Genomic DNA, 15,038 nt, shown 5'->3' with positions numbered 1-15,038 from the left:
CTATTAGCTGAACATGGCCTTGACATTGTCATACATTTCCTTAAATTCCTCCGTGATCATAAAGTCAATATCCGGAAGCACTCCTTTACGGACATAGCTGGATAACAAAGCTTCCTTGGTTGACTCCACTTTAAAAAGATTGTGGTATACCGCGCCCGCCCGGATAAAATCAAGATAATGGGGCTCATCCGGCAGCAAAGTCAAATCACTCCAACGCTCAACCAGTAACGTAAATTCCTCAGACAGTCCCCAGGCCCGGGTGATCTCAGCGCCGATGCGGCTGGAAAGCTTGCTGATGGCCTGCTGTAAAAAGGTCGGATTGGCAAAGATATCCGGATGATGCTCGGCTTCCGTTAATATCGGCAACACCCCCAGATTATGAACCAGGGCCGCCAGGGTGATAGTGTCTAAAGTTAAAGGGCTATGCTTATGTTGTTGGATATAAAACGTCATCAAAGTGATAGCAACGGATGCGACCCCAACTGTAGATTGCCAGGATTTTTTCATATACATGGCAACAATATCGTTATCTGAAATAAAAATCTGCTCGATTGCCATGGCCGTGGCTATGCTTTTTATTTGCCTTAAGCCGATGCGCGTTACCGCCTGGGCAACGGTTTCCACCTTGACTGTACGCCCGAGTATGGCGCTGTTGGCCACTTTCACAATACCTAAGGCCAAGGCAGGGTCATGGCTGATGATTTCACTCATTTGCGCTAAATTGACATCCGGATCATCCGCAGCCTTGCGTACCTTTAAAGCAATTTCCGGCAAAGTCGGTAATACCAGCTCCTCATGCTTTATTTTTTCCAATAAAATGGTGTATAACGCATTTTCTGTTGCCATTTTAACCCTTAATTATTATCAAACTCTCTTTAAAAATTAGCACATTATTTTATTTTTAAAGGAACAATTACCTCTATAGCGTAAAAAAGCTGCTTTATCCCCGATAACGGCTCAAGTTTATTGACGCACATCAACAAAAGCCGAGAAAAGCCGTCTCCTGAAACTGTATATATTGCCTGCCTCCGCGGGGGTTTTTACAATAAAAGTAATATATCAAAATGAGCACTATCCCCAAATGTTTAAACCTGAGCTGCTATCTCCCGCAGGTAGCCTAAAAAATATGCGTTATGCCTTTGCCTACGGTGCCGATGCCGTTTATGCGGGACAACCCAGATACTCCTTAAGGGTGCGCAATAACGAATTTTCACTTGAGACCATACAGCAGGGCATCACTGAAGCTCACCACCTGGGGAAAAAGTTCTATCTGGTCAATAATATTGCCCCCCATAACGGTAAGTTAAAAACTTTTCTCAGGGATATTGCCCCGGTGATCGCCATGAAACCGGATGCCCTGATCATGTCCGATCCCGGATTGATCATGATGGTCAGGGAAAACTTCCCCGATATGCCCATCCATCTCTCGGTACAGGCCAATGCCGTCAACTGGGCCAGTGTCCAGTTCTGGCAAAAACAGGGGATTTCCCGGGTCATTTTATCGCGGGAACTGTCCCTGGATGAGATCGAAGACATCCGCTTCCATTGTCCGGATATTGAATTGGAAGTTTTTGTCCACGGAGCACTGTGCATGGCCTATTCCGGCCGCTGCCTGTTATCCGGTTATATCAATAAAAGGGACCCGAACCAGGGCACCTGCACCAACTCCTGCCGCTGGAAATATGACGCCCATCCGGCAGAGGAAACCGAAAGCGGTGATGTTATTGCCAGCAACCCGGTCAACATCATCACGCCGGAGCAAAAGCCCACCGACGAAATCTTCTTGCTGCAGGAGCAGGGACGCCCCGGCGAATATATGCCGGCTTTTGAGGATGAACATGGTACCTATATCATGAATTCCAAAGATTTACGCGCGGTTGAGCATATCGAACGCCTGGTAAAAATGGGGGTGCATTCGCTCAAAATAGAAGGACGTACCAAGTCCTATTATTATTGTGCCCGCACCGCCCAAATCTATCATCAGGCTATCCTGGATGCGGTCAATCATCAGCCCTTTAACCCTAAGCTGAACACAGATCTCGAACATCTGGCCCACAGGGGGTATACCTCAGGCTTCCTGCAGCGCCATAAGCCCGGAGATACCCAGAATTACGATTACGGCTATTCGAAAAGCGATACCCAGCAATTTGTCGGTGAAGTGATCGGCCGCAACGACACCAACGGCCTGATTGAAATTGACGTGAAAAATAAATTCCTGGTGGGAGATGATTTTGAACTGATGACGCCGTCGGGTAACCAGAAATTTACCCTGATGCATATGGAAAGCCTCAACGGCGAGGTGATCCTCGATGCCAAAGGATCCGGCCATAAAGTCGCCATTTCCCTGGAAACCGAACTCGATTTATCTTTTGGCATCATTATGCGTATCCTGGAGCAGGATGAAACCACACGTCAGCCGTTCAGCCAAAACCAGGGAGCTTGATAATTCTATGATTATACCGCTCAAAATCGATAAAACAGCCACTTTCGGCACTAAATCATTTAGCCAAAATCAGGGAGCTTGATAATTCTATGATTATACTGCTCAAAATCGATGAAACCGCCACCTTCGGCACTAAATCATTTAGCCAAAACCAGGGAGCTTGATAATTCTATGATTATACCGCTCAAAATCGATGAAACCGCCACATTCGGCACTAAATCATTTAGCCAAAATCAGGGAGCTTGATAATATTATGGCGCTGAAAATCGATGAAACCTGTATCAATTGCGATATGTGTGAGCCGGAATGCCCGAATGAAGCCATCACCTTTGGTGCTGAAATCTATGAAATAGCGGCAGATAAGTGTACCGAGTGTGTCGGCCATTATGATGAACCGCAATGCACTTTAGTTTGCCCGATTGACTGCATAGAGCCGGATCCCGAGCTGATCGAAGATGAGCAGACGCTACAGAAGAAATTCAATCGTATATATCAGCTGAGCTAAGTGTTGCTTAGCTGTGAACCTGGCCAATAAAAAAGGAGCCTTCGGCTCCTTTTTTAATTAATCACATCCCACTAAAGACTTTCTACTAAACACTTACTAATCAAACAGAGAAAGGATAGGCAATGGCTTCGTGATGCCGGTAGCCCTCTACTTCAAAGTCATCCAAAGTCACCCAGGTTTCCAGATCATCCAGGCTTTTAATATCCGGGTTAATGGTCAGCTTAGGTGACGGGTAAGGCTCGCGTTTAAGCTGCACTTCCTTCATCAGTTCCAGCTGGTCTTCATAGATATGGGCATTCACTATCTTATGATATGCCTTACCGGCCTTGTGGCCCGTCACCTGGGCAACTAACGCCAACAGAGTAAACACCTGGATTTGATTGAAGTTTAACCCCAAAGGCACATCACACGAGCGCTGGTATGAGGTCAGGTGCAAACTATCCCCCAGCAGGGAAAAAGTATGGGTGTGCATGCAGGGACGCAAACAGCCCAGATGAAATTCACCCGGGTTATAAAAAGTCATGATCTCACCGCGGTCATCGACCCCACGGCTGAGGTTATCGACAATCTTGCGCAGCTGGTCCAAACTGGTACCGTCGGGGCCTTGCCAGGCACGACCCTGTACCCCGTAAACACGTCCCATGTCATCTTCCCCTTTACGGGCAGGGTTGGCCAGCCAGGCCTGGTTGTCATTGGCATTGGCGTTCCAGGTATTGCAACCGATAGCGCGGAACTCGGCGGCACTGCTGTAACCGCGCAAATACCCCAGCAACTCGGCAATCGCTGCCTTCCAGTAACTTTTCCTGGTGGTGATCAAGGGAAAGGCATTGCCGCCGACATCGTATTCCAAATCGGCATTAATAACGGTTAAACAACGTTTGCCCGTCCTTTCATTCTCGACCCAGGTACCTTGATCAACAAGGCGTTGACATAAGTCTAAGTAAGCTTTCATGATTTTTGCCCCTTAATGGCCAATTTCGCCTGTTGAACCGAGCCCCAGTAAATCAGGGCAATGCCGGCGATCACCATAGGTAAACTTAATATTTGTCCCATGGAAATAAACGAGAAGTAAAAACCTAAGTGGGCATCCGGCTCGCGGTATAATTCCACTATCATTCTAAACACCCCGTAACCTATCAGGAAAGTGCCCGAGGCCAGGCCTGCGGTTCTGGGTTTGCGGGTGATGACATATAAAATAATGAACAACAAAACCCCTTCGAGGGCAAACTCATAAAGCTGGGAAGGATGACGGGGTAATTTCAAATCATCGGTAGGAAATACCATGGCCCAGGGAACATCCGTTTGTCGCCCCCATAGCTCGGCATTGATAAAGTTGCCTATGCGCCCCATGCCTAAGCCAATCGGCACCAGGGGAGCGACAAAATCACCTACAGATAAAAAGGATTTGTTGGTTTTACGGGCAAAAAGATAAATCGCGGCGATCACCCCAAGCAAGCCGCCGTGGAATGACATGCCCCCCTGCCATATTTTCACCAGATATAAAGGATCTGCCAGGAAATAGTCGAACTGATAAAAGAACACATAACCTAAGCGCCCCCCTAAAATCACCCCGAGAAAGCCGTAAAACAGCAAGTCGCTGACCAGCTCCCGGGTCCATAAGCCGTTGCTCTTGTCGGCGGCTTTATTGGCAATAAAAATAGCGGCAAGAAAGCCGATCAGATACATCATACCGTACCAGCGCAGTGCTATGGGTCCGATACTGAAAATTATGGGATCTATCTGGGGAAATTGTAGGAAGTTCTCGGTCATGTCTTTTCCATAGAGGTGTTAGCCATCAGGCCTTTTTAAAATTATTTTGCCTGCAAACTTAACCTTCACTCAGGCGCAAACAGCAAAACATAATTGCCGGCAAATTATGCCTAATTTCCGGTGAAATTACTAATTGAATATCAAAGGCTAATGTCGCGCTAATATCGCGCTGATACCAAACTAGGGCCAAAGCATTTTTGCCGCCACCAAAATCAGGAACAGGGCAAAAGATTTTTTCAAGGTCGCCAGGGGTAAACCGGCGGCATATTTAACCCCTAAAGGGGCAAACACCGATGAGGTGGCCACTAAACCTAACAACGCAGGCAGGTAGACATAACCCAGACTCCAGACAGGCAAACCGGGCTGGTCCATCCCGGTGACCACATAACCGAGGGAGCCAAATACCGCCACCATCACCCCACAGGCAGTCGCTATGCCGATGCAATGGCGCAGGTGCACGCCAAAATAGCTGAGTACCGGCACTAAAATTGCCCCTCCGGCAATGCCCATTAAACTTGACAATATCCCGGTACAAAAACCTATCAACTGCACCAGCTTGATATCCGGCATCGAACTTACTTTCGACGACTTGAGGGACAGCAACATATAACAGGCAAGGGAAATCACCGCCAGAGCAAATATCTGCGTCAGGGTCTTCGCCGACAACATATCGGCAATAAAGGCCCCACATAACGCCCCCAGCGCCATCATCACCATCAAGGGCCGGGTCAACGGCCAGGGAATATTGTGATTTTTATGATGGGCCAGCATCGCCATTGAGGAAGTCACCACTATCGATGCCAGTGAAGTTGCCAAGGCTACCGGCATCACCACAGCCGGTGAAATTCCCAATTGAGGCAACATATACGCCAGGGCAGGCACTATGATCAGGCCACCGCCTATGCCCAATAAACCGGATAAAAAGCCGACCAAGGCGCCGATACACAAACAGCTTAAAAAAACCGTAACAAACATTCAGTAAACACTTAACTTAGTTATGGAAAAAGGAAATAACAACAGGCAAAACCAGCAATCACATACCGGCCCGGACAAAGCCGCCAAGCCCGACCAGCTCCAGCTGTTCATTTAAATAGCCGTGGACTTGTTTCGCCGTCTCTAAAGACAGGGCATGGGCCAGTATCACCTTGGCCCGTTGAAAATCGATATGGCGGATCACCCATTTAATGCGGGCAACATTATGGGGGTTCATGCTTAACTTGTCATATCCCATGGCCAGCAACAAGATAGCTCCCCCCGGATCGCTGGCTAATTCGCCACATAAACTCAGGGGCACCATATATTTGCCGGATTCATCGGCAATGGTTTTTAACGCCCGCAGCACTGCCGGATGATAACCGTCGTATAAACTGGCCACACGGGCATTGTTCCTGTCTACCGCCAGTAAATACTGGGTCAGATCATTGCTGCCGACGGAAAAGAAGTCCACCCTGCGGGCCAGCTCTTTGAGCTGGAAAATAACCCCGGGAACTTCCAGCATAATACCGATCCTCGGACGCGGCAATTTGCCTTCCTGCTCTGGCAGCTCAGAGGATAATTCATAGTAGGCCTGATTAATCAAACGAATGGCATCATCGACCTCGGAAACACTGGAAATCATCGGCAGCATGATTTCCAGGTTATTTTGCCCGTGGTTCGCCTTAATCATCGCCCGCACCTGCAGCAAAAATATTTCCGGATGATCCAGGGTGATACGTATGCCGCGCCAGCCTAAAAACGGGTTTTCCTCGACAATCGGGAAATAAGGTAAAGATTTATCTCCGCCGACATCCAAGGTTCTCATGGTCACGGTTTGTTTGGGAAAAGCCGACAACACATGACGATACCACAAGGTTTGCTCCTGCTCTGAAGGAAAGCAGCTGCGATTCATAAAAGGAATTTCGGTGCGGTATAAGCCTATGCCCACCGCCCCCGCATGCAGGGAGTGTTCAAAACCTGTGCTCAGGCCGGCATTAAGCAATAATTCTATCGCCTTGCCGTCCTGGGTGATGGCCGGTAAATCAACCACTTGCTGCACCTTCACCGTTAACGCATCTTCTTCGGCGATCAGGTGCTGGTATTCACGCTTTAAGGTCTCATCAGGGGCAATAAATAAATCACCGCTGTAGCCGTCGACTATCGCCAGCTGCTGATGTAATTGCGCTAACGGCACCGACTCAACCCCCATAATCGCCGGCAGGCCCAGCGCCCGGGAAAGTATCGCGGCATGAGAATTATTGGACCCTGACAGGGAAATAATGCCCTTAAGTCCCAGGTGCTGGTATTCCGCCAGCATAGAAGCGGTGACATCCTGGGCGGCCAGGATAAATTCATCCGGCAGTGATTCATCCACCCGGGCCTGCTGTTGCAGGTTAAACAAGACCCTGTTGCCTAAATCGCGGATATCGCTGGCCCGCTCCCTCAGATAGGCGTCTTCGATACTTTCAAATTTGACGATATAAGTATCAATCACCAACTTGAGGGCACTTTCAGCGCTCCAGCCACTGTTGATTTTAGAGGTGACATCTTTGCCCAGGTTGGCAGTATCAAGTAATTGCTTATAAACCTCGAAAATATCTAAACTGGCATCCGTGATCACATCACCGAGTTTGACACTCATATCGGCAAAATCAATACGGGTCCTGGCAACCGCCTCGTTATAACGTTTTAACTGTTCGGCGCTGGCATAAACTTTCTGCAGCGATACCGAATCAAGGTCGGCTTTGGGTTGACTGACGACAATATTGCCCATGGCAACCCCGGGCGCCCCCGGTACCCCGGTGAGCTGCTTGAGCCATTTGCCGTTATCCTGATTCTGGCCCAGGATGCCCCGGGCTTCGGCATTCACCAGCACCATGGCAAGCTGGGCGGACAGCGTTACTAAAAAGGCTTCTTCATTCTCGGTAAAGTTACGCGCCTCTTTTTGCTGGATGATCAAAATCCCCAGCACCTTGCGGCGGTGTATTATCGGCGTACCGAGAAAAGCATTTAATTCCTCTTCGCGCACTTCCGGAATATGTTTAAAGTGGGGATGATATTTAGCGTTGGCGATATTAAGCGGCTCTTCCCGCTGACCGACCAGGCCGACCAGGCCTTCGGAAAAACCTATGGTGGTGTGGCCTAAAGAGTCTTCAGCCAGGCCGTCAGACGCCATAAGAAGGAAGTTTTGTTTTTCATAGTCGGCCAGATAAACCGAACAACAATCCGTGTTCATGGCTTTTTTGACCTGGCTTACCATACGCAAGAGCGCACTTTGCAGCTTAGGATCCTGACTAAATTCCAGCACAATACGACGTAGTGTTGTTAACATGCAATTTCCTATTACAAAACTAACTATAAAAATATTGATAAACAGGAACTATCAAAGATGAATTATTTTAATAGTCAAAGCTAAATTCGAGTAACAACTCTCCCTGATGCCTTAATAAATGGCTTGCCCGAAAGCAAGCCATACAACTTAACTAAATGAGTGAACGATACTTTTTCCACAAAGAAGCATAGTAATAATCAGGCTCTGCGTTTACGCCGTTCCTGGCGGTTAAACGGTAGGCCTACGGGTGCAAACTCTTTCATCACTTTCCGGTAAACATCCCGCTTAAATGACACCACCTGGCGTACCGGATACCAGTAACTCACCCATCGCCAGTCGTCAAATTCGGGATGGGCCGAGTGCAACAGATCAACAGCGGATTCTTCACTGGTTAGCTTGAGTAAAAACCACTTCTGCTTTTGTCCGATACAAACAGGTTTACTATCATGTCTGATGAAACGTTTCGGTAATTTATATCTTAGCCAATGCTTGCTTGATGCAACAATTTTTACATGTTCAGGTTTTAACCCAACTTCTTCATGTAACTCACGAAAAAGTGTTTGTTCTGCGGTTTCACCTTCATCAACCCCGCCCTGCGGGAATTGCCATGAATGTTGCCCAAAACGTCTTGCCCAAAATACTTGTCCCCTGTCATTTATTATTACTATGCCGACATTGGCGCGATAGCCTTCGGCATCTATCACAGGAACTCCTGACAACTTTTTATTTAGATGAACTGATTCTTCCATAATCTTGCTTAGCTAGCAAATAAATACTTTTATTATTTCTCTTGCCTGTTAACTCTCTGATGGCAATAATATTACAAAATCCCGATATAATTTTTCATTATCAATATTAACATCCCCTCATCCGAAGCAGAATTACTGCAGCGGGCACAAATGTTGGCAGGTCTTAGTTTAGGCGAAATCGCCCGCCAGGCCAATATTGCCGTACCAACAAGTCTCAATAAAGAAAAAGGCTGGATAGGCCTGTTACTCGAACATGTCTTAGGCGCCAGTGCCGGCTCCCGCCCGGAGCCGGACTTTCCCGGCCTGGGCATAGAATTAAAATCCCTGCCGATTGACAGAAACGGCAAACCGCTGGAAACCACCTTTGTGTGTGTCGCACCGCTAACCGGCTTGGTGGGGGCGACCTGGCAAAACAGCCATGTCAGAAAAAAAATGTCCCGGGTATTATGGGTGCCCGTGGTCTCCGAAAGAAGTATCGCCATTGTCGATCGCATCGTCGGCACTCCCTTTATCTGGTCCCCTTCTCCTGAAGAAGAACATTTAATGGCGATGGACTGGCAAGAGCTGACCGACATGATAGTGCTGGGCCGGGTCGAGCAAATCAGCGGCAAACACGGACAGGTATTACAGCTGAGGCCCAAAGCCGCCAACAGCAGGGCTAGAACCCAGGCATTTGACAAAAACGGCAAACCTTTTAAAACCTTACCTCGGGGTTTCTACCTGAAAATAGCCTTTACCCAAATGTTGTTACACAAACATTTGCGTGTCGGTTAAAAAGCCTGCCACAAGGCTTTTCCTGATGACTTTTAATGTTAACGGCAAAAATGTTGTACACTGAACGAACAGAGAATTATTGGCCGCTATTGAAAAAGGACGCTCATAAAGCAGATTAAAGTTAAGATGTTGTAAGAAGTATATTACTGCGATGAATCTAATCCATAAGTTTGATCACTTTATTACCGCACTGTTCTTTTTTATCATCATCACGGTCGTGGCCACCTCATATTTTACCTTCAAAGAATTCTTTGCCATCCACAATAAACGCCAGCAAGAAGCCATTATCCCTTTGTTTTCCCTGATCACCAGTGAAGTGATCAGCCCGCTGTCTATCTCGCAATATATGGCCAAGGATCCCTTTGTCATCAACTACATAGAGCAGGACAAGATAGATCAACAAACTATACTCATTTATTTACAGCAAGTGGCGGCACAATATCAAATGGTCAGCTTTATCGCCATTGAAAAGCACAACCTGATGATCGACTCCAACAATAAGCGCACCGAACTTAACAGCGATAAAGCCGAATGGTTCCACCGCCTTAAAAAGCTCCCGCCGGATCAATTTACCGATATCGGCAATGCCGCGGATCCCCACTTATACTTCGATGTGAAGATATTCAATGATCAACAAGAGTTTATAGGCTTTATCGGCGTAGCCATCGACCTGAATTATTTTGCCGAGAAATTCCGTCAATTCCAGCAAAGGTTTGGCTTTGAACTTTTTTTTGTCGATGCCCAGGATATTATTACCTTATCTTCTAACCGCATCATGAAAACTGAAAGTCACCACAGAAAAAATGAGCTGGTGAATATCAATACCTTTCCCTGGTACCAGCGCTTTACCGACAATATGGCACAAGGGAAAAATACCCCGGTGGTCGCCACAGGCAATAATGAATTGATCGTTTCACAAATGCCGATCAGGGAGCTTAACTGGCGTTTGTTTATTGTCGCACCGCCGGCATCAAAACAAGCAGAATACTGGCAACTCTTTTTCAGCAAGCTGGTCGTCTTTGTACTGGTATCCGGTGTGCTCTATTTTGCCTTTGCCGCCACCATCAGTTATTTCAAATCCAGTTTAGTGAAAGACTCGCAAATCGATTTTTTAACCCAACTCCCCAACCGCAGTTATATCCACAGGCAATACCAGCAACTTGCCAAGGCACATGATAATGCCAGCATCATTATCGCGGATGTCGACCTGTTTAAAGAAGTTAACGACAAATATGGTCACAACGCCGGTGACGAGGTACTCAAGGTTATCGGGAAAAAGTTAACCACCAGCCTGCGTAAGATTGATTTAAGCGGCCGCTGGGGAGGTGAAGAATTTATTATTATCCTGCCGGAGGCAGACGCCGAGCTGGCAAAAAGAATTATCGAGCGCATCCGGGAGGACATCGCCAGTTATGAATTTCATCCGCCGGGAGAAGCGAGCGGTTTTTTTACCAGCGTCAGTTTTGGCCTGGTTCAGGGGCCCTTAACAAAAAGTAATTTACAGACGCAAATAGATAAAGCCGATAAAGCCCTGTACCAGGCAAAACTCAACGGCAGAAACCAGGTGCAGGTATACACTGACCCCCGCCAGGATTAGTGCTCGGTTACCCTGATAGTTTGCCCCATAATCACCCAACGGCCCGGAGGCAGTTTTTGCCATTGGCTGTTGGCCCCTTCAAGACAAACAAACTCATGTTCGCCGCCGTGATGAACATCCGGCATTTTTTCCGCCGTTTCCGTGCCCGGATTCCAGACGACCCATTGACGGGTATTTTCCGGCAAAATCTCTATGGTGCGTTGCCAGTGATGATCAACAAGCTGTACCGCTTTGTCATAATGATACACCCTGTCCAGCGGCCCCCGGCAATGGGGCAATATTGCCGTTTGTCCCTTTTCCCCGGTTAACTTATCATCAAACCTGGCCCGGTTTAATGCCTTGATATCGACATTTTCCGGAGCACTGACACAAAAATAGCTGTGCAGGGCGCCGCTATATTCAAGCTCGTCATCCCCGGCATTTTTCATATATAAGGTTTGCTTAAGCTCTTTGCCTAATACCAGCTCCTGGCGAAGTTCACATGCCGCAGGCCATAAGGGGTGTGCCTTTTCACCGTGCCAGCTGAGAATAACCGTCACCGCATCTTTATTGATATCGATACTGTCCAGCTGCCATATCTGCTGTCTGGCAAAGCCGTGATTGCCGCCATCCTTATAGGGACCAAACCAGGGCCAGCACAAAGGGATGCCGCCGCGGATCGCCTTGCCGGGAGAAAACTCACTGTCTTCGCTCAGCCATAAAACCGCTTGATGCTCACCCGGTTGCCAGGTTAATACCTGGCCGCCATACAGGCTGATCTTGGCATGACAATACTGATGTTTAATCAACAAACCACGTATCGCCTCACCGAAAGTGGTTTTATCAACCTGGCCAAATTGATTGGCAAACAGGATAGAGCTGGACATTTTGTACTCCGTATTTCAAATAATGCTATTACAACAAGCAATACAGCTAGTATAAATAAGATGATTTTCTAAGTTCTACATTAATATTCAAGCGGGTTTGCCAAGCATTAACCCGACAGCTAAGCCTGACAACATCAAATTATATTCCTGTGCTGGCATTATGCACTTAATTAGTAAAAAAAAGCCACGTTTATCCGTGGCTTATTATCATCATAGCGAACAAAAGAGCTAACAAGCAGCTGAGCCGGGAAATAGCTTTACCCTGCCCCGCTGCTCCGGCATTCACACCAGCTTATTTCACATAGGCCCTTGGCTGTGTACTTTTGCTGATATAACGCTCTCTTAAAGCATCCTGGCGACTGCGGGTGCCAACTTGCTCTCCCGCTATCCACATTTTCTCTACCCGGGTGCTCAGTTCAAACGGGTCACCGCTCCAAAGCACAAGATCGGCCGCCTGTCCTACGGCAATACGTCCGGCATCAAGGTGGAAAACATCGGCGGCATTAGCGGTAATGCTGGCCAGTGCCTGTGCTGCCGACAAACCGTTAGCCACGGCATTACCGGCGGTAAACCTTAACTGGTAAAGGTTATGGGTATCGCCGCCGGTGTTTAACACCACTTTAACACCTGCCGCCATTAACGTCGCCGGGCTGGTCAGGGAAGTGTGCATAGCATCAAAACTTTCCGGCAAATTACGCAAGGCATTAATCACAACAGGAACTTCGGCATCCGCCAGCTGTTTGGCCACCAGCGCCGCATCGGCAGCGCCGACCAGCACAAGATCAAGTTTAAATTTTTGCTTTAACTTGATTAACTGCAACAAATCACTGGCGCGGTTGGCATTGACAAACAGGGGCTGCTTCCCTGCCAATAAGGCGTCAAGGATGAGCTCATCACGTTTTGGCTCTTTATCGCCATTGTTATCCTTTTTCGACTTATCCTCTTTCTTGGTTTTTTCCTTGGCTTCCTGCTTTAAGACGGCTTTTTGCCTGTCTTCAAGCTTGTGCCATAAAGTCTGCAAATCAAATGCCCTGGAGCCCTTTGATTTCCCCCCTAAGACAACATAAACTCCGAGGCCGTTTTTAACCTCGCTGTCGAACTCACCCGACAAATCAACGGCAAATGCCTGCCCCTTGAAAATACTTTCACCACCGCCCGGGGTTACCAGGTTACGGGTGATCCCGCCTTTGCGGCTATAAGGGATCAGGGAACTTCTGGGGTTAAAGGCCAGGCTGGGGTCAAAAGTGATATCGGCTTTTTTCTCCCGGCTATCCCGGCTTTCCCCGACGGCGGAGACTTCTACCAAACCTAATTGGTTAAAACTGTTGATAAAACCAGGGGTTAGTGTTTTTCCCTCGGCATCTATGATGCTGTCGGCACTAAGCCCTGCCGGCAGCGCCTGTGGGTTGATGGCAAGAATTTTACCGTCTTCGATGATCACGGTTGCATCTGTTAATACTCCCTGCCCGGTCACGGTATGCACCTTGGCATGGGTGATTGCCAGAGGTTTGGCGGATACTGAACCGATAGCCAGGGTCGCGGCGCCGATACCGGCACTAAGCAATAAGGCGACACGGCTTAATGGTGTTTTAAATAATCTCATGTTTGCTTTCCTTATTTCTGTCCCAGTAAAAAGTCGCTTTTCGCCTGATATTTTTCATCAACACGATCATAAACTTTTGCGCCATCAACAAAAACTTGCTCTGCCTGGGCATAAACACTGAAAGGATTACGGTTCCACAACACCACATCGGCATTTTTCCCAATTTCCACCGAGCCGGTTTTATCGCTAATGCCCAGAGACTTCGCCGGATTTAAGGTGATCCAGCTAACGGCATCCGCCTCGGTTAAGGCAAAACCGCTTTCTTTGGCCCGGTATAAGATCTTACCGGCTTCCTGGTTTAATCTTTGGATGGTGCTGTCGGAATCAGAATGTACTATCGCACAGGAATTTTTTACTGCATCAACAATGGCAACATTTTCCTGAACCATATCATAGGCTTCCATTTTAAAGCCCCACCAGTCCGGCCACATGGCGGCACAGTTGCCATTTTCAGCCAGCGGCTCGGCAATTTTATAGGCTTCAATGGCATGGTGGAAAGTACCTGAGTGGTAATTAAATTCTTTACTCAGGTCTATCATCATCGCCATTTCTTCGGCTTTATAACAATGGTTGTGAATAAGGATCTCGCCATCGAGTACCCCTTTAAGGGTATCCAGGGTTAAATCACGCTCCGGCGCCGCAGGATTTTTACCTGCGGCATAATCGCGCTCATATTTATCCCAGGCACGCTTATATTCGGTGGCTTTTGCCCAGGCGGCTCGATATCCCGCCATGTTACCCATACGGGTGGAAGGCAACTCTTTACGTTCGCCATAAACCCGTTTCGGGTTTTCACCGCAGGCCATTTTCAAGCCGTAAGGGGCGTCTGGAAATTTCATGCCCTGCATGGTCACGCTCGGTACATTGCGCAGGGTCACACCCCGGCCGCCGAATAAGTTGGCGGAGCCCGGTAAAATTTGTAAGGTAGTCACCCCGCCGGCGCGCGCCGCTTCAAATCCGGGGTCCTGTGGCCAGACACTGTGTTCGGCCCATACCTCTGAGGTATTTGGCGAGGTCATTTCATTGCCGTCCTGGTGCGAGCCGACCGAAGGACTGGGGTAAACTCCCAAATGTGAATGCACATCGATAATGCCCGGTGTCAGCCATTTGCCGGCGCCGTCAACTTCCATCGCGCCCGATGCGCTGATGCCTTTGCCCAGCTGGGCAATTTTACCGTCTTGCAGTAAAACATCGGTATTCTCAAGTTTTTCACCGGTACCGGTTAAAACCGTGGCATTTTTGATCAAAGTTTTTTGCTGCGCCAAGGGTTGGTAAGAACTTGGGTATGGATTTTTTTTAATGGTAACCTTAGCATCCTGCTGCTGGGTATCCAGACAAGCGGTTAAGGTCACAGAAACACCAGCCGCCAGCAAAGGCAGGGTTATTTTGCGCATGTTATTTCCCGTTTTAATTTATTTTACTTT

At 48.0% G+C, this 15,038-nt stretch carries 13 protein-coding genes; 4 read left to right on the top strand and 9 right to left on the bottom strand.

Annotated elements, in window-relative coordinates; all coding sequences use genetic code 11:
* Nucleotides 1-3: 3 nt before the first annotated feature.
* Nucleotides 4-846 carry an HDOD domain-containing protein gene (locus SG35_RS06975; RefSeq protein ID WP_044835816.1) on the bottom strand — a complete coding sequence of 281 codons (843 nt, stop codon included), beginning with the start codon at nucleotides 844-846 and terminating at the stop codon, nucleotides 4-6.
* A 235-nt stretch (nucleotides 847-1,081) separates the two neighbouring features.
* Here SG35_RS06975 and trhP point away from each other — a divergent pair, with 235 nt between their 5' ends.
* Both trhP and SG35_RS06965 read left to right on the top strand, forming a co-directional pair.
* Nucleotides 1,082-2,443 carry a prephenate-dependent tRNA uridine(34) hydroxylase TrhP gene (gene trhP / locus SG35_RS06970; RefSeq protein ID WP_044835843.1) on the top strand — a complete coding sequence of 454 codons (1,362 nt, stop codon included), beginning with the start codon at nucleotides 1,082-1,084 and terminating at the stop codon, nucleotides 2,441-2,443.
* Nucleotides 2,444-2,696: 253 nt separating this feature from the next.
* Entirely contained in the window at nucleotides 2,697-2,948 is a 252-nt protein-coding gene (locus SG35_RS06965) for a YfhL family 4Fe-4S dicluster ferredoxin (protein ID WP_044835844.1), read from the top strand.
* A 100-nt stretch (nucleotides 2,949-3,048) separates the two neighbouring features.
* On the opposite strand, the gene SG35_RS06960 is transcribed toward SG35_RS06965, so the two are convergent.
* From SG35_RS06960 to rppH, 5 genes are all read right to left on the bottom strand, one after another.
* Nucleotides 3,049-3,900 (bottom strand): thymidylate synthase, encoded by an 852-nt coding sequence (locus SG35_RS06960; RefSeq protein ID WP_044835817.1) that lies wholly within the window; start codon nucleotides 3,898-3,900, stop codon nucleotides 3,049-3,051.
* Nucleotides 3,897-4,718, bottom strand: a complete 822-nt coding sequence (gene lgt, locus SG35_RS06955) for a prolipoprotein diacylglyceryl transferase (protein WP_044835818.1) — start codon at nucleotides 4,716-4,718, stop codon at nucleotides 3,897-3,899. The genes SG35_RS06960 and lgt overlap by 4 nt, the downstream gene beginning before the upstream one ends.
* 180 nt (nucleotides 4,719-4,898) lie before the next feature.
* Nucleotides 4,899-5,693: a sulfite exporter TauE/SafE family protein gene (locus SG35_RS06950; protein WP_044835819.1), complete on the bottom strand. Its 795-nt coding sequence runs from the start codon at nucleotides 5,691-5,693 to the stop codon at nucleotides 4,899-4,901.
* A 58-nt stretch (nucleotides 5,694-5,751) separates the two neighbouring features.
* Nucleotides 5,752-8,025 carry a phosphoenolpyruvate--protein phosphotransferase gene (gene ptsP, locus SG35_RS06945; RefSeq protein WP_044835820.1) on the bottom strand — a complete coding sequence of 758 codons (2,274 nt, stop codon included), beginning with the start codon at nucleotides 8,023-8,025 and terminating at the stop codon, nucleotides 5,752-5,754.
* 197 nt (nucleotides 8,026-8,222) lie between these two features.
* Complete coding sequence (gene rppH / locus SG35_RS06940; RefSeq protein ID WP_044835821.1) at nucleotides 8,223-8,729, bottom strand: RNA pyrophosphohydrolase; 507 nt, start codon at nucleotides 8,727-8,729, stop codon at nucleotides 8,223-8,225.
* A 150-nt stretch (nucleotides 8,730-8,879) separates the two neighbouring features.
* On the opposite strand from rppH, the gene mutH reads away from it, so the two are divergent.
* Together mutH and SG35_RS06930 are read left to right on the top strand one after the other, a co-directional pair.
* Nucleotides 8,880-9,548, top strand: a complete 669-nt coding sequence (mutH, locus tag SG35_RS06935) for a DNA mismatch repair endonuclease MutH (protein WP_084692996.1) — start codon at nucleotides 8,880-8,882, stop codon at nucleotides 9,546-9,548.
* Nucleotides 9,549-9,699: 151 nt separating this feature from the next.
* A complete protein-coding gene (locus SG35_RS06930) occupies nucleotides 9,700-11,145 on the top strand; it encodes a sensor domain-containing diguanylate cyclase (protein ID WP_044835823.1) in 1,446 nt (481 codons plus the stop codon).
* Here SG35_RS06930 and SG35_RS06925 read toward each other — a convergent pair.
* The 3 genes from SG35_RS06925 to SG35_RS06915 all read right to left on the bottom strand — a co-directional run bounded on the left by SG35_RS06925 (nucleotide 11,142) and on the right by SG35_RS06915 (nucleotide 15,008).
* Nucleotides 11,142-12,011, bottom strand: a complete 870-nt coding sequence (locus SG35_RS06925; protein ID WP_053043426.1) for a D-hexose-6-phosphate mutarotase — start codon at nucleotides 12,009-12,011, stop codon at nucleotides 11,142-11,144. The two genes, SG35_RS06930 and SG35_RS06925, sit on opposite strands and share 4 nt — an antisense overlap.
* 292 nt (nucleotides 12,012-12,303) lie before the next feature.
* Nucleotides 12,304-13,614: an amidohydrolase family protein gene (locus tag SG35_RS06920; RefSeq protein ID WP_044835824.1), complete on the bottom strand. Its 1,311-nt coding sequence runs from the start codon at nucleotides 13,612-13,614 to the stop codon at nucleotides 12,304-12,306.
* A gap of 11 nt (nucleotides 13,615-13,625) precedes the next feature.
* Nucleotides 13,626-15,008, bottom strand: a complete 1,383-nt coding sequence (locus tag SG35_RS06915; protein WP_044835825.1) for an amidohydrolase — start codon at nucleotides 15,006-15,008, stop codon at nucleotides 13,626-13,628.
* Between the last annotated feature and the right edge of the window lie 30 nt (nucleotides 15,009-15,038).

The organism is Thalassomonas actiniarum (genome assembly GCF_000948975.2).
Lineage (GTDB): Bacteria > Pseudomonadota > Gammaproteobacteria > Enterobacterales > Alteromonadaceae > Thalassomonas > Thalassomonas actiniarum.
This window is presented reverse-complemented; position numbering and strand designations above follow the sequence as displayed.